An 18456-nucleotide genomic window follows, 5' to 3' on the forward strand; every position below is an offset into this window, starting at 1 on the left:
GAGCCGCTGTGCGGCATGATCGCCACGATCGAGGACGGCCGGCTGACTGCCCTGCGGCCCGACAAGGACCACCCGCTGTCGGCGGGATTTGCCTGTCAGAAGGGCATCGCGTTCACCGAGGTGGTCAACGACCCTGACCGGGTCACCAGACCTCTGAAGCGGACCGGGGACGGCTTCGAGCCCGTGAGCTGGGATGCCGCGCTCGATGACATCGCGGCCAGGCTCACCGAGATCCACCGCACCCACGGTTCGGGTGCCTTCGCGTGGTACATGGGAAACCCCGCGGCCTTCAGCTACTCGCACCTGTTCGCCGCGATGGCTTTCGCCAAGGGGATCGGCGGCGACAGCCATTTCTTCAGCTCCTCGACCCAGGACACCAGCAGCCGGCTGCTGGCCAACCAGTTCCTCTACGGGGCGCCGTTCCCCGTGCCCATCCCGGACCTGATGCGTACCGACCTGCTGATCATGCTCGGCGCCAATCCGGTGGTGTCGCACGGCAGTTTCCTCACCGCGCCGCGAATCAAGGACCGCATGCACGACATCGTGAAGCGCGGTGGACGGGTCGTGGTCGTCGATCCGCGGCGCAGCGAGACCGCCGCGCAGTTCGATTGGCTCGGGATCATCCCGGATTCCGATGCGTATCTGCTGTTGTCGATCCTGCAGGTGCTGTTCACCGAGCGGCTCGTCAGCGCGCGGGCCAGGGCGCAGGCCGAGGGCCTGGACTGGTTGCGGGAGCAGTGCGCTCCGTTCACCCCGGAGCGGACGCAACCACAGACCGGCATCGACCCGGAGACGGTGCGCGCGTTGGCCCGCGATCTCGCCGGGACCGAACGGGCCGCGGTCTACGGCCGGCTGGGCACCTGCGTCGGCCGCAACGGCACGCTGACCACCTACCTGCTCGACGCCGTCAACCTCGTCGCCGGGAATCTGGACACCCCGGGTGGCAGCGTGTTCAGCACGCTGGGCATCCCCGGTCAGAAGTGGGGATCGATGGCCATGGGCGCCTCGCTGCGCCGTAGCTACCAGAACAAGCGGACGCGGGTCGGCGGGTTCCGATCGGTCATCGGTGCCGAACCCGCGGCGTTCATGGCCAAGGAGATCACGACACCCGGCCGTGGTCAGGTGAAGGCGATGTTCATCGGTGCAGGCAACCCCGTGCTGTCGGTGCCCAACGGCTTGGAGTTGGAGCAAGCGCTGGAGACAACTGACCTTTCGGTCGGCCTGGACCTCTACGTCAACGAGACCACCGCACACTGCGATTACGTGTTGCCCGTGACGACGATGTACGAGCGGGACGACTTCGCCGTCACGTTCCAGATGTTCCAGGCCACGCCGTTCCGTCAGGCCACCGACGCGGTGGTGGCACCGCGCGGCCAGGCCCGCACAGAGTGGGACATCGTCGTCGACCTGATCGGCCGGATGAAGGTCCGTACACCGGTTTTCGTCGCGCTTCGGCAGGCGGCCAAGCGGGCCGCACGACGCGGGAAGCGGCTCAGCCCGCGTCCGATGATCGACATGATGATCCGGATGGCCGACGGCGGTGACCGTTTCGGTCTGCGCCGCGGCGGACTGACGTTCCGCCGTTTGGCCGAACAGCATCCGCACGGCGTGGTGGTGGCACCGAACATCCGCACCGGCGTGCTGGACGAGGTCGTGGTGTACCCGAAGGGGCGGATACGGCTCGCACACGAGGACATCGCTTCGGAGATCACTGCCATGTCGCGACGAGCCAAGCCCGATGGCTACCCGCTGCGCATGATCGGCATGCGCGAACCGCGCTCGGAGAACTCCTGGTTGCACAATTCACCGCTGCTCATGCGCGGCAAGAGGATTCACCGTGCGCTCATGCACACCGAGGATGCCGCGGCGCGTCGCCTGGCGGACGGTGACGCGGTGCGGGTGCGGTCGCCCTACGGCCAGATCGACATCGCGCTGTCGCTCACCGACGACATCGTGCGCGGCACCATCGCGATACCGCACGGCTGGGGCCACCGGGGGAGCGGTGGCTGGCGGATCGCCAACCAGGCCGGCGGGGCCAACGTCAACCAGTTGATGTCGAGTGATCCGGCCGATGTCGAGGCGCTGGCCGGCATGTCCTGGCTGACAGGTGTGCCGGTGCAGGTGGAAGCCTGCTGATTTCTATACTGTAAGTGTTACAGTTGAGCGCGTGAGCGAAGTCGTGGACGAGGCCGTCACCAGTGTGGACATCGGGCGGCGGGCCGCCGGGCGGGCCGAGAAGCGCATGCTGATCGACGGTGCGCTGGTATCCGCGGTATCCGGTGCGGAATTCGGCAATCTCAGCCCGGCCACAGGCCTGGTTCTGGGGACCACCGCGGCCGCCGGTGCCGAGGACATGGATCGAGCGATCGGAGCGGCCCGGCGCGCGTTCGACGAAACCGACTGGAGCACCGATCGCGGATTGCGTCAGCGGGTACTGGCCCAACTGCAAGAGGCCATCGAATCCGAAAAAGCCTACCTGCGTGAGGAATTGATCGCCGAGGTCGGTTGCCCGGCGATGACGACGGAGAATGCCCAGCTGGACTGGCCGCTGGCCGATGCGCTGCGATACCCGGCCCGGCTGATCGACGAGTTCGAATGGGAGCGCACGCTCGACGGCGGCGGGTTGTTCGGTGAGCGCAACGCCCGCACGGTGGTCAAGGAGGCGGTCGGTGTGGTCGCCGCGATCACCCCGTCGAACTTCCCGATCGAGGTGATCCTCAACAAGCTCGGGCCGGCGCTGGCAGCAGGCAACACCGTGGTGCTCAAGCCCGATCCGAACACGCCGTGGAACGCCACCCGGCTGGGCCGGTTGATCGCCGAGCGTACCGATATGCCGCCCGGCGTGGTCAACGTCGTCCCGACGCCGTCGAATGAGGTTGCGGGATTTCTGGGCACCGATCCGCGTGTCGACATGGTGTCGTTCACCGGATCCACTGGCGTCGGCAGGCATTTGATGCGAGTCGGTGCGGACACCATGAAGCGCACCTTCCTCGAACTCGGCGGCAAGTCGGCGATGATCGTGCTCGACGATGCCAAGCCCGGCCACATCATCCCCGGCGCGATCGGGGCGTGCGTGCACGCGGGGCAGGCGTGTGCGGCCAATACCCGGATGCTGGTGCATCGCAGCCTGTTCGACGAAGCAGTCGCAAATGTGACCATGGCATTCGGTGCGGTGCCGGTGGGTGATCCCGCGTTGCCGACCACGCTGGTGGGCCCGCTGATCAGTGCGGCGCAGAAGCAACGCGTTCTCGATGCCATCGACGGCGCCCGTCGCGACGGCGCCGAGATCGTGGTCGGTGGCGGCGTACCGGACGGTTTGCCCGAGTATCTGACCGACGGGCACTTCGTCGCACCCACCGTCATCGTAGGGGCTGACCCGCGCTCGTCGATCGCGCAGGACGAGGTCTTCGGTCCGGTGCTGGTGATGATCCCGTTCGACGATGACGACGAGGCCGTGCGGATCGCCAACGACAGTGCGTTCGGCTTGGCCGGTGCGGTCGTGTCGGCGTCGTCCGAGCGCGCGATGGGGATCGCACGGCGGATAAGGACCGGGGCCATCGGCGTCAATGGCGGCATGTACTACGGTGCCGACGCGCCATTCGGTGGATACAAGAATAGCGGCGTCGGAAGGCAGTGCGGGATAGAGGGTTTCGCGCAGTACACCGAGACCAAGACCATCGGCTGGCGCCTGCCCCGGCAGTAGCGTTGCCGTGCGCGAGCAGACACAAAACTGCCCCGATTCGTGCGAAAAGGGACAGTTCTGTGTCTGCTCGGCGGGAGAAGCTCTACCCCTGAACGGTGGCGAACGATGCGGCGCGATCGAGGATGCTGTCGAGAATGTGGTCGAAGTTGATGTCGTCGGCCATGCCGATCCGGTAGCCCCGCCCGGGGATCGAGGCAATCAGCGGCATCGCCTCGGCGTCGAGCACCTGCTCCCAATACTCCCGCGGGAACTGGTCATCGGCTGTTCGGCTCTGCAGGCGCTGCAGTACCGCCGAGCTACGGACCAGCACGGAAATGGCCGTGTAGGTGTCGAGTGCCTGCTTGGCGGTGAGGCCGGCGGCCACCAGTGCGGCCACTGGCTGTTCGATCTTCTCGAGCGCGGGCCGGGCCGCAGGCATACCGCGGGTGCCGCGGATCAGGATGAGATCGCACACGATCGGGTTGTTCGTGAACATCTTCCGCATGCGATGGGCATGGGCGCGTAGCGATTCACGCCAGTTGCCGGCCTCGATGGACAGCACGCTGAAGTCGTAGTCGAGCAGGACGCGCTCGGTCATCGCGTCGAGCAGCTCATCCTTGCGGCGGAAGTACCAGTAGATGCTGGTCACCCCGACATCGAGATGGCGGGCGAGCTGCGGCATGCTGAGGTTGTCAATCGATACCTCATCGGCCACTTCGAAAGCGCCGCGCACGATTTCGTCGACGCTGATCGACCCGCGTTCGCGGCGCCGGCGTCCGTTGGTGCTTGCGGGCGTGGCCATTGCAACGTCCTTCTAGCGGATCGGCTCGAATGTGACGGGTATGGCGGTGGGGGAGCGGAACGGCTGACCGAAGATGTGCGGATCGTCGTCGGTGACCAGCTTGAGGTTGCGCACCCGGCTCAGAAGGCTCTCCATCGCCACCCGGGTCTCCATCCGGGCCAGGTGCAACCCCATGCAGGTGTGCTCGCCGGCGGCAAACGTGATGTGCGGAACCCGCTTTCGGAAGATGTCGAACTCCTCGGGCCGTTCCCAGCGGCTCTCGTCGCGGTTGGCCGATCCCATGCACACATCGATCACCGCGCCGGCGGGCAGTGCCACGCCGTCGAGTTCGACGTCCTGGGTGGTCGAGCGTTGCACTGTGGTGAGCGGGGTTTCGTAGCGCAGCCCCTCCTCGATGGCCTGGCCGATCAGCTCGTGGTCGGCTTGCGTCGCGGCGAACTGCTCGGGGTGGGTGAGCAGCAGATAGATCAGGTTGCCCGAGGACCGGTAGGTGGTCTCCAGCCCGGCAGGCAGAAGCAGCCGCAGGAACGAGTAGATGGCCTCGTCGGTGAGCTTCTCTCCGTCGATCTCCGCGGTGACGAGATCGCCGATGATGTCGTCGGTGGGATGGGAGCGGCGCAGGTCGATCTGGCCGAGGAAGTAGTCCTTCAAGGCCGCGGATGCTTCAAAAGCGCGCTTGTACTTCACCGTGTAGCTGATCAGTTCGACGGCGCGCTGCCGGAACCAGGGCAGGTCTTCCTCGGGTAGGCCGAGAAGCTTGGAGATCACCCGGGTGGGAAACTCGAAGGTGAAGTCGCGCACCAGATCGGCGCTGCCGGATTCGATGAACTCGTCGACGAGCGCCTCGCAGATCGGGCGGACGACCTCGGGCTCCCAACGCTGCAACGAACGTGACTTGAAGGCGGCCGAGACCAGGTTGCGGTGGTCGCGGTGGGTCTTGCCCTCCATTGCCAGGATCGACGGACCGATGAAGAGCCCGATGGTGTTGTCATAGATCTTCGAGTTGAACGATTTACCGTCCCGGAAGACGGTGTTGACCGCATCGAAGGACACGGCGGCGAATTGATGTTCCGGCAGAAGCGATTCCGGTGTCTTCGACCAGTCCATGACCGAACCGCGGAACACGCCGTGCCTGGCACGGTGCCGCGCGAAGGTCGGGTAGGGGTCGCGCAGCAGGGTGGGGGTGTCGTCGACCGGCTCATCGACGGTCAGGTCCTGCACTTCACTACCCACAGCTCACCTCACCGCTCGCAACGGACTCATCTCCCAGATCATATTACTGTAAATCTTACAGTAATATGAATTTCGGCTGGTTCGGGCAGATCAGAGCGCGATCGGGGCGCCGTTGCTCATCGCGGCGATGAAGCCGCCGTCGACCTGGATGTCCTGGCCGTTGATCCAGCGCGCATCGGGGGAGGCCAGGAAGGCGATCAGGGGAACGATGTCCTCGACGGTGGCGTGCCGGCCCACGGTCGCGCGCACCATGTCGAGCACCTCCTTGCCCATGGTCTGCTCGAAATCGGACAGGATGGGCGTCTGGACCGGGCCCGGGCTCACCGTGTTGAGCCGCACCCCGTACTTGCTCCAGGCCGGCCCCGAGATCCGCTTGACGAACAGGATCGCGGCCTGCTTGGAGGTGGTGTAGACCGGGAAATCCGGATCCTGCCCGGTCTGCCACTGCGCCACCGCATCCCCGTCGGTGAGTTCGAGTAACCCGTCGAGGATGTCGATGCGCTGTTGCCAGCCCAGCGCCGCTGTCGACGCCACCGTGACGATCGAGCCGCCGTGGCGCAGCAGCGGCAGCATGCCTTCGGTCATCAGTCGCATGCCGAGATAGTTGACCTTGAGGACGTCGGCGGCCGGCGCGGTGCCCGGCACCCCCGCGACATGCGCGAGCATGTCCCAGCCGTCGCCGATCTCGCTCAGCAGGCGCGCGATGTCGGCCGCGTCCCGCAGGTCGCACGTGGCGTGCTCCGACGCCGGGGTGTCATTGGGGCGCACGTCGACGGCGAGCACATGGTCGCCCCGTTCGAAGAAGTGCGCCGCGGTGGCCGCTCCGATTCCGGATCCGGCTCCGACGACGACGATTCTGCGTGCGGTATCCGACATGCGACGACCCTCCACTGAATTAACGACAGTAAGGATCACTGTAAACAATTCGGGCCACTCGGACAATCGGCTTCGGCCTGCTCGGTGGGTGCTACCGTTAGCCTTACCGGAGGCGGCTCCGGAATGTGGGCGACGCGTGCCTGGCGAGGAGACGGATTCGATGAGCGCGATCGAGGAGCGTGCGGCAGTGCAGCCGCAGCGCGACGGTCTGGATGAGCTGCTGGCGGCCCAGCGCCGGTCGTTCATCGCCGATGGCCCGCCCGATGTCGCGCTGCGCCGCAACCGCATTGACCGGCTGCTCGCGATGGTGTTGGACAACTCCGAGGATTTCGTCGCCGCCACCGCGGCCGACTACGGGTCGCGCTCGCGCTCGGCGGCGTTCTTCGCCGAGATCCTGGGCATGCTCTCGGTCATCGAGCACACCAGGGCCCATGTGCCGCAGTGGATGCGCGCGACGAAGTTGATGCGGGCCGCCCGGTTCGCCGGGCTGCGTGCCGAGGTGGTGCCGAGCCCGCTCGGTGTCATCGGGATCATCGGGCCGTGGAACTTCCCGATCCAGTTGACGGTGCTGCCTGCGGCTGCGGCCTTCGCCGCGGGCAACCGGGTGATGATCAAGATGTCGGAGGTCACCCCGCGCACCGCCGAACTGATGGCGGCGACCGCGCCGAAGTATTTCGATCCGACCGAGTTGCGGGTCGTGACCGGCGGGCCCGATGTCGCCGCGGAGTTCGCCGGCCTACCGTTCGACCACCTGTTCTTCACCGGTTCACCCTCGATCGGGGCGCTGGTGGCGCGCGCGGCCTCGGACAATCTGGTTCCGGTGACGCTGGAACTGGGCGGTAAGAACCCGGTGGTGGTGTCTCCCGGGGCTGACATCGAACGGGCTGCGAGTCGAATCGCCCAGGCGCGCATGGTCAATGGCGGTCAGGTGTGCGTGTGCCCGGACTATGTCTTCGTCCCGGAGGCGCAGGTGGACCGGTTCGTCGAGGTCGCGCGGAGAACGCTGAGCAGTCTGTTTCCCAGCATCATCGACAACGCCGACTATTGCTCCTCGGTGAACCAGGCCAACTTCGACCGGGTGGTCGGCCTGATCGCCGACGCCCGTGCTCACGGGGCGCGGATCGACTCCGTCGTTCCGGCGGGGGAGGTGCTGCCCGATCCGGGGTCGCGCAAGATCGCCCCGACCATCGTGCGTGACGTCGATGACCGGATGCGGATCGCGGGCGAGGAGGTATTCGGACCGGTGCTGGCGGTGCGCGGTTACTCCCGGCTCACCGAGGCTGTCGACCACATCAATGCCAACCCGTCGCCGTTGGTGGCCTACTGGTTCGGGCCCGACGATGCCGATTTCCGCCACTTTGTCAGCCATACCCGCAGTGGCGGGGTGGCCCGCAATGACTTTGCGGCGCACATGATCCCGTCCGAAGCTCCGTTCGGTGGCGTCGGACGCAGTGGGACCGGCGCCTACCACGGCAAGGCCGGTTTCGATGCGTTCAGCCACTACCGCACGGTGGTCGGCACGGACCTGCCGTTCAGCGTCACGGGCCAAGCTGCCCGGCCGTTCAGCGCGGCCATGCGGGTCAGTGCCGCACTCAGCCTGCGACGTGCCCGTAGCCGAACCGCGGCGCGGCTCAAGAAGTTTCGCTGACCGCCTGCTCGCGAGCCCACCGGTAGTCGGCCTTGCCGGCCGGGCTGCGTTCGATGACCGGGCGGAACACCACGGCCTTGGGCAGCTTGTAGCGGGCGATCGATGATTCGGCGTGCCGGATGAGCTCGTCGGCCCCAATAGTGTTGTCGGCGAGCGCGTCCTCGCTCAACGCAACGATAGCCACTACTTCCTGCCCCCAGCGTTCACTGGGCCGGCCGGCCACCACAACGTCGCGCACTGCCGGATGCGAGGCGATCGCGGATTCGACCTCCTCGGCGAAGATCTTCTCGCCGCCGGAGTTGATGGTGACCGAGTCGCGACCGAGCAGCTCGATCGCCCCGCTGTCCAGGTGGCGCGCCCGGTCACCCGGTGTCGCATATCGGACGCCGTCGATGACCGGGAACGTGGCCGCGGTCTTGGCTGCGTCGCCCTTGTAGCCCAGCGGCACGAACCCGCGCTGCGCCAGCCATCCCAGTCCCTCATGACCGGCGGGGAGGACCGCGGTGAAATCCTCGGTCACCACACAGGTGTCGGGCCCGGCGTTGAACGTTCCGGTCGACACGGCACCGGGGGCCGACATGTGGCTCATCTGGGCACCGGTCTCGGATGACCCCACCCCGTCGACGACGATGAGGTTGGGCTTGGCGTCGATGAGTTGTTGCTTGACGTACGGGGTCAGCTGTGCTCCGCCGTTGGCCACGACGGACAGGGAGGACACATCCGCCGTGCCGTCTCGAAGGCCGGTCTTGATGGCATCGAGGAGCGGGCGCGCCATGGCGTCACCCACCACCGTGGCCACCAGCACCTGTTCGCGTTCGATGGTGCGCACCACGTCTTCGGCATCGAAACGGTCGACCACGCTGGGGAATACGATGGTCTGGCCTGTGGTCACGGCCGTCATCGCCCCCCATTGGGCGGCGCCGTGGATCAGCGGCGGCAGGATCAGCAGCCTGGTGCCCGGATTGTCGACCGCACGCCCGACGATCTCCTCGACCGACTGCGCTTTCTCGCCGGTCACCATGTTGCGTCCGCCGAAGGCGGTCATGAAGATGTCGTGCTGCCGCCACAGCACGCCCTTGGGCATGCCGGTGGTGCCTCCGGTATAGAGCACGTAGAGGTCGTCGGGGCTCGGTTCGACAGGAATGGCGGCGTCCGTCGAGGCGCTGACGATCGACTCGTAATCCACTGCGCCGTGGAGTAGTTCGTTGCCGGAACCGTCGGCGATCTGGATCAGCACCCGCAGTGCGGGCAAATCGGGGAGTATCTCGGCCACGCGCGGTGCGAACGCGGCGTGGTACACGAGCGCGGATGCGCCGGAATCGGCCAGCAGATACTGCAATTCGTTCTTGACGTAGCGGTAGTTGACGTTGAACGGCGCGACGCGGGCCCGGAAGGCGCCGAGCAGGGATTCGACGAACTCGGGACCGTTGTAGGCGTAGATGCCCAGCAGGTCCTGGCCTACCTCGTGGCCGGCCAGTTCACCGCGTTCGGTCTGTGCGCCCAGCCCGCGCGAATGCAGGTACGCCGCCAGTCGATTCGAGCGGTCGACGATCTGGCGGTAGGTATAGCGCCGGTCGCCCTGGACGATCAGCGGGCGGTCTCCCACGGCGGCTGCGACGGCTTCGGCGACGGCCGGAACGGTGAACTGCACGGGTTCTCCTAAGGACGGGGGAGGGTCTTGGGTCAGTGCTGCCAGGCGTGCAGCAGGTCCTCGGTTGTGGTCACGGTGGCCAGTAGGGACAGCGTGTTGTCGATGACCGCGTCGGCATAGGCCGTCGGAATTCCGGCGACCGCGTCGCGGGGCAGCACCACCCGGTACCCGGCGTTGACCGCGTCCATCACCAGATTGACGATCGCGATGTTCACCGAGACTCCCACGGCCACGATGGTGCGCACCCCGAGGTTGCGCAGGATCGCGTCCAGGTCGGTGCCGCCCATCGGACCCAGGCCGTGCCAACGGGCCAGCACGAGGTCGTCCGGTTCCGGTCCGAATTCGGGAAGCAACGTGGCGCCCGGGGTGCCTGGCAGAATGCCCACGTCGTTACGGCCGATGGCGAAGATCTTGGCGTTGTGGTTGGAACCCAGCCCATCCGGGCGTCGCTGCACCAGGCAGTGCACCACCCGGGCCGAGGCGGCCCGCGCTGCCGGCAGCAGTCGGGTGATGTTGGGTAGCGCCTCCCGGCGGGCCTCGTCGGCCAGTGCGGCCAGCCCGGCGTCGGGACCGACCACTGCGCCTTGGCATTCCTGGGTGATGATCGCGGTGTGCTCGGGGGCGACCAGTTCGGTCAGGTCGATCTTCATGAGACGGCGACTGCGCTGTCCACAGGTGGCACCTCATAAAACTGGGTGGCCCACTTGCGCATGGCCATATACGGTTTCGCGTCGATCTTGGCCAGCGGCGGATGCTCGACGTACTTCTGGTAGCGCCAGATGTCGCAGTCCTCCCACACGGTCTTGAGGAACTGCTTCTCGACCTGCTTGCGGACCTGCTCGGGCGGGATGTCGGAGGTCTCACCCGGGAGCTTGGGCCACCAGATCGAATAGAACATGTCCGACACCTCGTCGTCGACCGGGGTGCAGGCGAAGATCAGCCGGTGGTTGGACGAGCCTTCGAAGGCGCTCATGGCGAAGCCGAGGCCGGAGAAGTGGCTGTGAATCCGCAGCGCCATCTTGTCCGGATCGTCACTGCGGGCATCGGGCCAGCCCGTCAGGAATCGCCATTCCTCGTCGACGTGCTCCCAGTGCAGGCACACCGGGGTCACGGTCGCGCCGTGGACGTAGCGGAAATGTGAACTGTCCGGACCGTTCTCGGCCACGATCTGCGGGTGGACCGGGATCGCGTCGGCCCGGCTGGAGAACTCCGGGTAGGGCCGGTAGTAGGCATCCGGATCGGTTTCGAACTGCGGGAACTTACCGAAGATGTCGGGCAGTTCCCACTGTGGTTCCTTGCCATCGGGCTGATACCACATGAAGACGCAGCCGTATTGCTCCTTGACCGGGTAAGAGCGCAGCCGCAGACCACGGTTGGGCTTGTCGGGCTGATAGGGGATGTAGGTGTTGTTGCCTTCAGGGCCCCACCGCCAGCCGTGGAACGGGCACTCGACGCAGTCGCCGACAACCTTGCCGCCGTGGCCGATGTGGGCGCCCAGGTGCTTGCAGTGCGCTTCCAACACATGAAGCTCGCCGGACTCGTCACGGTAGGCGGCGAGGTCCTCGCCAAAGTACTTCAGCGCCTTCACATCGCCGACCTCGTACTCGGCCGACCAGCCGATCATGAACCAGCCGGTGACCTTCCAGGTGAACGGCACTTTCATGGCCAGCTTCCTCCCGTTTCACTGCTCTCGCAATACGTACGGAAGACATTACAGTAGCTATTACTGCAGAGAAAGGGCGCACGGTTGGAATCGGCCGACGACCAACTGAGGCTCTTACCGTATAGTTCGCCGCAGCCGACCAGGAGGTGATCCGTTGTCCGACGACATCGAGGCGATCAAGCAGCTCAAGGCGCGTTACTGCCGGTTCCTGGATACCAAGGACATCGACGCGTGGCGAGCACTGTTCGTCGATGACGTGGTGGTGAAGCTCGACATGGCCGTCTCCACCGGAGGTGCCGACCCGCAGACGGCCCCACCGCTGAACAGTTTCGACGAGTTCTTCCCGGTGGTGTGGGGCGGTGTCGAGAACGCGGCCACGGTGCACCACTGCCACACCCCGGAGATCATGTTGACCTCCGACACCACCGCGACCGGCATTTGGGCCATGGAGGACATGTTGTTCTTCCCCGATGGCAGCGAACTGCACGGGGCGGGCCATTACCACGAGACCTACGAAAAGCGCGACGGCACATGGCAGATCACGAGCCTGCACCTGACCCGGACGCTGTTGAAGTTCAAGACGGCCTAGCCGGCTGAGCTGCCGCGCGCGAAACGCTGTTGCGAGAATCGCGTGGATCACCGCCACCGCGTTACGAACGTGATTCCGAGACAGCTTGCTCTGCGCCGAGATCCATCGCTTCACCAAAAGCCTTGATGTAGTCGAGCGCACCCTGTGGGCTGCTGCCATCGACATGTACGACCGCCCAAGTGGCGCCGTGTCCGGTGAGTTCGGCGAGGGCGTCGCGGGCACGTCGCAGCGAGGCGGCGTCATCCAGGTCGGTATGTGGGCACACCACCTGGATGTCGACCGTCGACGGGTCCCGGCCGGCGTCCGCGAGCCGATTGCGCAGTCGCGCTAGGGCGGCCCCGAACTGCTCGGTGTTCTCGATGGCCGCAGTGCTCGCTCAGTGCGATCGCCGAGAAGCCCGCCGCCTCGGCCCAAGGTGTACTTCATCGGTCTTCTCCGTTTCTGACCCGTTTCAGAGTGCTACTGAAAGCATTACCGTAACATCCATCGTTGGTCGTCAACTGGGATGGAGTAGCGATGGATCGCCGGCGAAAAGTACTCGTGATGGGCGCAAGCGGAAACGTGGGAGCCTGTGTCACCCGTCAACTAGTCGAGCGGGGCGATGACGTGCGGGTGCTGCTGCGGAGGAGTAGTTCGACCAAGGGCATCGAGGGTCTCGACGTCGAACGGTGTTACGGGGATATCTTCGACACCGATGCGGTGGCGGCGGCGATGACCGACCGGGACGTGGTGTTCTACTGCGTCGTCGACACCCGCGCCCACCTGGCCGACCCGGCGCCACTGTTCTCCACCAACGTCGAGGGCCTGCGTAATGTCCTCGACGTCGCGATGGATGCCGACCTGCAGCGCTTCGTCTTTCTCAGCACCATCGGAACGATCGCGGTCGGTGACGACGGCGCGACCGTCGATGAGGACACCCCGTTCAACTGGGCCGGCAAAGGCGGCCCGTACATCGAGTCGCGGCGCCAGGCCGAAGACCTGGTGCTGTCCTACGCCAGGCAGCACGGATTGCCCGCTGTGGCGATGTGTGTGTCCAACCCGTACGGACCGCCCGACTGGCAGCCGAGACAGGGTGCGCTCGTCGCGATGGCCGCGTTCGGCAAGTTGCCCGTGTACGTGCGCGGTGTCGGTTCCGAGGTGGTTGGGATAGACGACGCGGCCGATGCACTCATCCGGGCGGCCGAGCATGGCCGGATCGGCGAACGCTACATCGTGTCCGAAGGCTATATGTCACAGCGCCAGATGTTCACCACGGCTGCGGAGGCAGTGGGTGCGCGACCGCCGCGATTCGGCATCCCCATGGCCCCGCTGTATGTCTTCGGCTGGTTCGCCGGCTTGTCGAATCGGTTGTTCGGCACTGACTTTCCGATGAACCTCACCGCCGCGCGACTGATGTGGCTGACCTCGCCCGCGGACCACGGCAAGGCGACCCGTGAGCTGGGGTGGAAACCGGCACCCACCGCCGAATCGATCAGCCGGGCCGCGCAGTTCTACGTCGACCGCAGGAACCGCGACGAGAAAGTCATCGACTTGTGAGCAACGCCGATCTCGATGCGATCGTCGTCGGTGCCGGATTCTCCGGCTTGTACGCACTGCACCGGCTACGGGAGCAGGGCCTGCGGGTGCGGATTCTGGAGAAGGCCGACGCCGTCGGCGGTACCTGGCTGGTCAACCGGTATCCGGGTGCGCGCTGTGACATCGAGAGCGTCGAATACTCGTACAGCTTCAGCGATGAGATCCAGCAGGAGTGGGTCTGGACCGAGACGATGCCGGCCCAACCTGAGGTCGAGGCGTACCTCAACTTCGTCGCCGACCGACTCGACCTGCGCCGCGACATCGCATTCGGCACCGAGGTCGTCACGATGACCTTCGAAGAGGCCACATCTCTGTGGTCGGTCACCACCGCCGACGGGCAGACGCTGCGCACGCCGTTCGTGGTGGCCGCCACCGGAATCCTGTCGGTGCCACTGGAACCCGATATCCCGGGAATGAGCCGATTCGCCGGCGCGTCGCTGTTCACCAGCCGCTGGCCGCGCGAGGGCGTCGACCTCGCGGGCAAGCGGGTCGGGGTGATCGGCACCGGGTCCACCGGTGTTCAGCTGATTCCGGTGGTGGCCGGGCAGTGCGAACATCTCACGGTGTTCCAGCGGTCCCCGGCGTTCACCCTGCCGTGGCAGGTCCGGCCCTTCGAACCCGGCGAACTCGACGCGCTCAAGGCCGACTACGCGGCCATCCGCGCTGCGCAGCGGGAGCATCCGGTCGGGGCGGCTCGGCTCAGTGCGTTCTCGGTGTTCCTCGAGATGCTGGTGCGGCCGCCGGTGAAATCCGCGTCGCCCGAAGAGAAGCGGCACGCCGTCGAAGAACACGGCGTCATGGGCGCCCTGAACTGGGGTGACGTCTTCTTCGACATCGACGCCAACCGGATGGCCACCGAGCTGTACGGCCAGGCCGTGGCCCGCATCGTCACCGACCCACACACGGCGGCCTCGTTGACACCCAGTCACCCGTTCGCCTGCAAGCGGCCGATCATCGACCAGGGTTACTACGACACCTACAACCGGGACAACGTCACCCTGGTCGATCTGCGCAAGGGCGGCATCCGTGAGGTGACCACCACTGGGATTTCCACCGAGCAAGGAGATTTCGACCTGGACGTGATCGTGTACGCCACCGGATTCGACGCCATGACCGGCGCGTTGAGCCGGATCGACGTACGTGGCCGGGACGGGCTGGTGCTGGGGGAGTACTGGTCCAAGGAGGGCGGACTGTCCTATCTGGGTTTGGCCGTGGCCGGATTCCCGAATCTGTTCACGATCCAGGGGCCGGGAAGCCCATCGGCGGCGACGAATTTCGTGGCGGCCCTGGAACAACACGTCGAGTGGATCGCGGAGTGCATCGCGTACCTGAGAGCCGGCGGCCATCGGAGTATCGAGGCGACGCCCCAGGCGCAGGCCGAATGGGTTGAACACACCACGGCACTGGTGGCTCCCACCGTGTTGGTGCACCCGAGCTGCAACTCGTGGTACAACGGCGGCAACGTACCGGGTAAGAAGAGGATGTACCTGGGATACACCGCAGGCATCCCCGAGTACCGTCGCCGCTGTGACGAGATCGCAGCTGACGGCTACCCGGGATTCACCATTGCTTAGGGCTACCCGCATAGCGTGGGAGCTCGGTGGCGTGGTGCCGCGCTCGGTGGGCGCACTGGCAGGCGCGGGGGATTGGAATCCGCTGTCGGTCACTGGCCTGCGGCAGCTCGGCGAGGTCACCCTCGACGAACTCGTGGTGACCGGTATGACGCTGACCGGTCCACCGCCGCAGCTGTCGCGTCCGCTGGGTGAATACCAGTGGGCCGCCGACGAACTGGGCGCGCTCGAAATCGATGTGGCGCACCCCTGCCCGGATGCGCTACAGGTCGAACACATCCGGCCTCGCCGATTCGGGGCGCTGACATTCGAAGAGCTGGTCTTCGATCACGATCCCGCGTTGCCGGCCTCGGTGCTGGCCGATGGTCACGGTGGAGTCGCCACGGCCAGGGCGCGGTTGTACCGCTGCGGCGACGATGCGCGGCCCTGGCTGATCTGGGTGCACGGGGCCGGTCAGGGCGATCCGATGGATCTACTGGTCGCCCGGGTTCGACGTCTGCGGGATATGGGGTTCAACGTTGCCCTGCCCGTGCAACCGGGGCACGGTGCACGGCGGCAGTCGTGGCCGGAGTATCCCGCCCGTGATCCGCTGGCCAATGTCGCCGGCACGATGCGGGCGGTGTCGGAGGTACGGGCGCTGATCGGCTGGCTGGAACCGCAGGCATCGTCGATTGCGGTGGCCGGTTTGTCGCTGGGTAGCGCAGTGGCGGCGCTGGTGTCACATCTGGATGCCCGGGTCGACGCGGTGGCGCTGTACACGCCGATCCTGGGCCTCAACACCATGATCGGGATGCACTTGGGCCGCTGGGGATCAGCGGGACAGCAGTCGGCGCAGCAGTTGCGATCGGCCACGGTGGCGGCGATGACCTCAGTGATCGACCCGCTGCGCACCCGGCCGCGTGCCGAGCGGCGTCTCATCGTCGGTGCCTGGCATGACCAGATGGCCATGCGCAGTTCGGCATTGGCCATGCACGAGCAATGGGGAGGAGAACTCCACTGGCACGACGGCAGTCATGTCGGGCACCTGTTTTCCGGTGCGGTGCAGGACGCGACCGAGCGGTTCCTAACGACCGTAGCTTGACGTGATCCGGGCCCGAACACAGTCGATCTCACGGTCGAGATCGTGGTCCTCGGGCAGAACCACCCACTGGAAAGCGATACCGAAGATCGATCCGGTGATGTCTCGCAGCGCCATGTCGACATCGATGTCGGGCCGTAGTGAACCGTCGGCGATACCGGTACGCAGGCCGGCCTCGATCTTGACGGCGGCCCCGGCCAACTGGGCGCGCACGCCGTCGCGCAGCGGCGACGTGGTCTTCACCGCCTCGAATGCCGATACGAACATGGCCCTGGTCACCGCGGCATCTTCGGCGTGAATCTCCTGCACGCGGTCGAAATGTGCCAGTACCTGCTGCAGCCCGGTGGCGCCAGGCTCGGGGTCGGGATTCAGGCGCGCCACGTACACGTCCTGGAAGGCGTCGAGGATGGCGTCCTTGCTGCCGTAGCGGGCGTGCACCATGGCCCGGCTGTACCCGGCCCGCCGGCCGATCTCGGCGGCAGTCGTTGCTTCCCAGCCTTTTTCGACGATCAACTCGGCGGCAGCCTGCAGCAGCCGCCGCGACGACTGCTCGACGCGCTCCGGCTGCGTGAGGCCGTGGGCTGGGGAGGGCACCCTTGCATATTAGATGGTCGACAACTAACTTAGTTGTTCAGCGTCAAATTTCTGTGCGGAGGTCGACGATGACGTCAGTCGCAGTGCCCTATTCCGGACCGGTGCCCACGGGCATCGATGAGGTCACCGCGCCCTGGTTGACCGAGGCACTGGGTGCACAGGTGACGGAGGTGCGGGCCGAGCGGATTGCTCTGGACACCGGATTTTCCGCGGCGCTGTACCGGGTCCATCTACGCGGATCCGCTGATGTGCCAGAGACTCTGATCGTCAAACTGCCCGCCGACTCACTGGCCCGTGGCGGGATGGAGATGCTCGGCGGTTACCAACGTGAGCTGTACTTCTACCGGCACGTCGCGCCGGGATCTCCGATTGCCACACCACACTGCTATGTCGCGCGGATGTCCGGTCCCGACTTCGTGCTCGTGCTCGAAGACCTGCGGGATTGGGAGAACGCCGACCACCTGGCCGGGCTGTCGCTACCGCGTGCGCAGCTCTGTATCGAGCAGCTGGCCGGTCTGCACACATGGTCGTCCGGCATCGATGATGCGGTACTGCAGGAGTTCCCGAGCATGGACAGCTCGTTGACGCGGGACCTGTTCCTGCCTGCGTTCGCGCCCGGGTGGCAGCTCTACCGAGAGCGCACGCGTCAGCCGGTGCCTCCGGCGGTCGCCGCGTTCGCCGAGCGGTTCGCCGAACTCGCACCCACCGCGCTCTCCGCACTTTCGGACCGGAACATGTTGTTGCACGGAGATATCCGGGCCGACAACATGTTCTTCCGCGAGGATGCGCTGAAGGTGGTGGACTTCCAGTTGACGGTCCGCGGAGCGGGTGCGGCCGATGTCGCGTATCTGGTCAGCCAGGGCCTGCCCACCGAGGTGCGGCGCGGCCACGACATGCAGCTGATGCGTGAATACGTCGGCCAGGTGGACGGGTACGCGTTCGACGAGGCCTGGCGGCATTACCGTTTCGCGACCGCACTGCTGCTGTACATGCCGGTGGTCGCCCTGCTCACGTGGGACGTCGCCCCCGAACGGTCCCGGCAACTGTGTCTGACACTCATCGACCGGGCCGTCGCGGCCATCGACGATATCGATGCCCTGGAGGAGTTTTCATGAGGACCGCGCGTGAAGTGGTGGAGCGGTACAACTGGGTGGTCTGGAACGAGAAGGACTTCGCCCTTGCCGATGAACTGTTGGGGGACACCGTCACCCGCCACGACGTGGGCGAGGCGAAGGTGCTCACCCACGAAGAGGCGGTCAACCGGGTGATCGACCACTGGGCGATGTTCGAGACGATCCGGTTCGACCTGAATCTGATCGTCGCGGGTGACGACGGCGAGCATGTCGCGATCGTGTACGAATCCCCGATGACCTTCCCGGACGGCAACGCCATGACGGTCAGCAGTATGGAGATCTTCCGGGTGATCGGCGGCCGCATCACCGAGGTGTGGAACTGTGGTTACAAGCAAGGAGTTTGGGTATGACCGACGAGCGC

17 protein-coding genes are annotated in these 18456 nt (G+C 66.0%); 10 read left to right on the forward strand and 7 right to left on the reverse strand.

Annotated features, from left to right (window positions below; all coding sequences use genetic code 11):
• Positions 1–15 precede the first annotated feature (15 nt).
• The gene (locus tag EH231_RS00950; protein WP_234927565.1) at positions 16–2136 is read left to right on the forward strand and encodes a molybdopterin-containing oxidoreductase family protein; all 2121 of its coding nucleotides are present in this window, start codon (positions 16–18) and stop codon (positions 2134–2136) included.
• Between the two features lie 31 nt (positions 2137–2167).
• Positions 2168–3703 (forward strand): aldehyde dehydrogenase family protein, encoded by a 1536-nt coding sequence (locus EH231_RS00955; RefSeq protein WP_124711699.1) that lies wholly within the window; start codon positions 2168–2170, stop codon positions 3701–3703.
• Between the two features lie 82 nt (positions 3704–3785).
• Here EH231_RS00955 and EH231_RS00960 read toward each other — a convergent pair whose 3' ends face one another.
• From EH231_RS00960 to EH231_RS00970, 3 genes are all read right to left on the reverse strand, one after another.
• Positions 3786–4484 (reverse strand): TetR/AcrR family transcriptional regulator, encoded by a 699-nt coding sequence (locus EH231_RS00960; RefSeq protein ID WP_124711700.1) that lies wholly within the window; start codon positions 4482–4484, stop codon positions 3786–3788.
• 12 nt (positions 4485–4496) lie between these two features.
• Positions 4497–5717, reverse strand: a complete 1221-nt coding sequence (locus EH231_RS00965; RefSeq protein ID WP_164480719.1) for a cytochrome P450 — start codon at positions 5715–5717, stop codon at positions 4497–4499.
• Between the two features lie 90 nt (positions 5718–5807).
• Positions 5808–6593, reverse strand: a complete 786-nt coding sequence (locus tag EH231_RS00970) for an SDR family oxidoreductase (RefSeq protein ID WP_124711701.1) — start codon at positions 6591–6593, stop codon at positions 5808–5810.
• Between the two features lie 160 nt (positions 6594–6753).
• Between EH231_RS00970 and EH231_RS00975 the strand changes: the two genes are divergently transcribed.
• A complete protein-coding gene (locus EH231_RS00975; protein WP_124711702.1) occupies positions 6754–8241 on the forward strand; it encodes an aldehyde dehydrogenase family protein in 1488 nt (495 codons plus the stop codon).
• Here EH231_RS00975 and EH231_RS00980 read toward each other — a convergent pair.
• The 3 genes from EH231_RS00980 to EH231_RS00990 are packed head-to-tail and all read right to left on the reverse strand — an operon-like array spanning position 8225 to position 11555.
• Entirely contained in the window at positions 8225–9892 is a 1668-nt protein-coding gene (locus EH231_RS00980; RefSeq protein WP_124711703.1) for a medium-chain acyl-CoA ligase Mig, read from the reverse strand. The genes EH231_RS00975 and EH231_RS00980 overlap by 17 nt on opposite strands.
• A 32-nt stretch (positions 9893–9924) precedes the next feature.
• Positions 9925–10542: a cysteine hydrolase family protein gene (locus tag EH231_RS00985; RefSeq protein WP_164480720.1), complete on the reverse strand. Its 618-nt coding sequence runs from the start codon at positions 10540–10542 to the stop codon at positions 9925–9927.
• The gene (locus tag EH231_RS00990; protein WP_090424920.1) at positions 10539–11555 is read right to left on the reverse strand and encodes a Rieske 2Fe-2S domain-containing protein; all 1017 of its coding nucleotides are present in this window, start codon (positions 11553–11555) and stop codon (positions 10539–10541) included. Before EH231_RS00990 ends, EH231_RS00985 begins: the two co-directional genes overlap by 4 nt.
• A gap of 154 nt (positions 11556–11709) precedes the next feature.
• On the opposite strand from EH231_RS00990, the gene EH231_RS00995 reads away from it, so the two are divergent.
• The 5 genes from EH231_RS00995 (at position 11710) to EH231_RS01015 (ending at position 16371) form a co-directional block, all read left to right on the forward strand.
• Complete coding sequence (locus tag EH231_RS00995; protein WP_090424921.1) at positions 11710–12144, forward strand: nuclear transport factor 2 family protein; 435 nt, start codon at positions 11710–11712, stop codon at positions 12142–12144.
• Positions 12145–12331: 187 nt separating this feature from the next.
• A complete protein-coding gene (locus EH231_RS33710) occupies positions 12332–12475 on the forward strand; it encodes a hypothetical protein (RefSeq protein ID WP_164480721.1) in 144 nt (47 codons plus the stop codon).
• Between the two features lie 185 nt (positions 12476–12660).
• Positions 12661–13680 carry an NAD-dependent epimerase/dehydratase family protein gene (locus EH231_RS01005; protein WP_090424922.1) on the forward strand — a complete coding sequence of 340 codons (1020 nt, stop codon included), beginning with the start codon at positions 12661–12663 and terminating at the stop codon, positions 13678–13680.
• A complete protein-coding gene (locus tag EH231_RS01010) occupies positions 13677–15293 on the forward strand; it encodes a flavin-containing monooxygenase (protein WP_124711704.1) in 1617 nt (538 codons plus the stop codon). The genes EH231_RS01005 and EH231_RS01010 overlap by 4 nt, the downstream gene beginning before the upstream one ends.
• Positions 15294–15324: 31 nt before the next feature.
• A complete protein-coding gene (locus EH231_RS01015; protein WP_206429652.1) occupies positions 15325–16371 on the forward strand; it encodes an alpha/beta fold hydrolase in 1047 nt (348 codons plus the stop codon).
• On the opposite strand, the gene EH231_RS01020 is transcribed toward EH231_RS01015, so the two are convergent.
• Positions 16354–16962 (reverse strand): TetR/AcrR family transcriptional regulator, encoded by a 609-nt coding sequence (locus tag EH231_RS01020; RefSeq protein ID WP_090424924.1) that lies wholly within the window; start codon positions 16960–16962, stop codon positions 16354–16356. The genes EH231_RS01015 and EH231_RS01020 overlap by 18 nt on opposite strands.
• A gap of 68 nt (positions 16963–17030) precedes the next feature.
• Here EH231_RS01020 and EH231_RS01025 point away from each other — a divergent pair, with 68 nt between their 5' ends.
• Positions 17031–18077, forward strand: a complete 1047-nt coding sequence (locus tag EH231_RS01025; RefSeq protein ID WP_124711705.1) for a phosphotransferase — start codon at positions 17031–17033, stop codon at positions 18075–18077.
• Positions 18074–18445, forward strand: a complete 372-nt coding sequence (locus EH231_RS01030; protein WP_124711706.1) for a nuclear transport factor 2 family protein — start codon at positions 18074–18076, stop codon at positions 18443–18445. The genes EH231_RS01025 and EH231_RS01030 overlap by 4 nt, the downstream gene beginning before the upstream one ends.
• The last annotated feature ends 11 nt before the right edge of the window (positions 18446–18456 follow it).

The sequence above is a fragment of the Mycolicibacterium nivoides genome (genome assembly GCF_003855255.1).
GTDB classification, from domain to species: Bacteria; Actinomycetota; Actinomycetes; order Mycobacteriales; family Mycobacteriaceae; genus Mycobacterium; species Mycobacterium nivoides.

Excerpts from the sequence above, each read along its gene's own strand:
- EH231_RS01005 (WP_090424922.1), top strand. The coding sequence starts at position 12,661 with ATGGATCGCCGGCGAAAAGTACTCGTGATGGGCGCAAGCGGAAACGTG.
- EH231_RS00960 (WP_124711700.1), bottom strand. The coding sequence starts at position 4,484 with ATGGCCACGCCCGCAAGCACCAACGGACGCCGGCGCCGCGAACGCGGG.
- EH231_RS00970 (WP_124711701.1), bottom strand. The coding sequence starts at position 6,593 with ATGTCGGATACCGCACGCAGAATCGTCGTCGTCGGAGCCGGATCCGGA.
- EH231_RS00975 (WP_124711702.1), top strand. The coding sequence starts at position 6,754 with ATGAGCGCGATCGAGGAGCGTGCGGCAGTGCAGCCGCAGCGCGACGGT.
- EH231_RS01025 (WP_124711705.1), top strand. The coding sequence starts at position 17,031 with ATGACGTCAGTCGCAGTGCCCTATTCCGGACCGGTGCCCACGGGCATC.
- EH231_RS00990 (WP_090424920.1), bottom strand. The coding sequence starts at position 11,555 with ATGAAAGTGCCGTTCACCTGGAAGGTCACCGGCTGGTTCATGATCGGC.
- EH231_RS00985 (WP_164480720.1), bottom strand. The coding sequence starts at position 10,542 with ATGAAGATCGACCTGACCGAACTGGTCGCCCCCGAGCACACCGCGATC.
- EH231_RS00950 (WP_234927565.1), top strand. The coding sequence starts at position 16 with ATGATCGCCACGATCGAGGACGGCCGGCTGACTGCCCTGCGGCCCGAC.
- EH231_RS01030 (WP_124711706.1), top strand. The coding sequence starts at position 18,074 with ATGAGGACCGCGCGTGAAGTGGTGGAGCGGTACAACTGGGTGGTCTGG.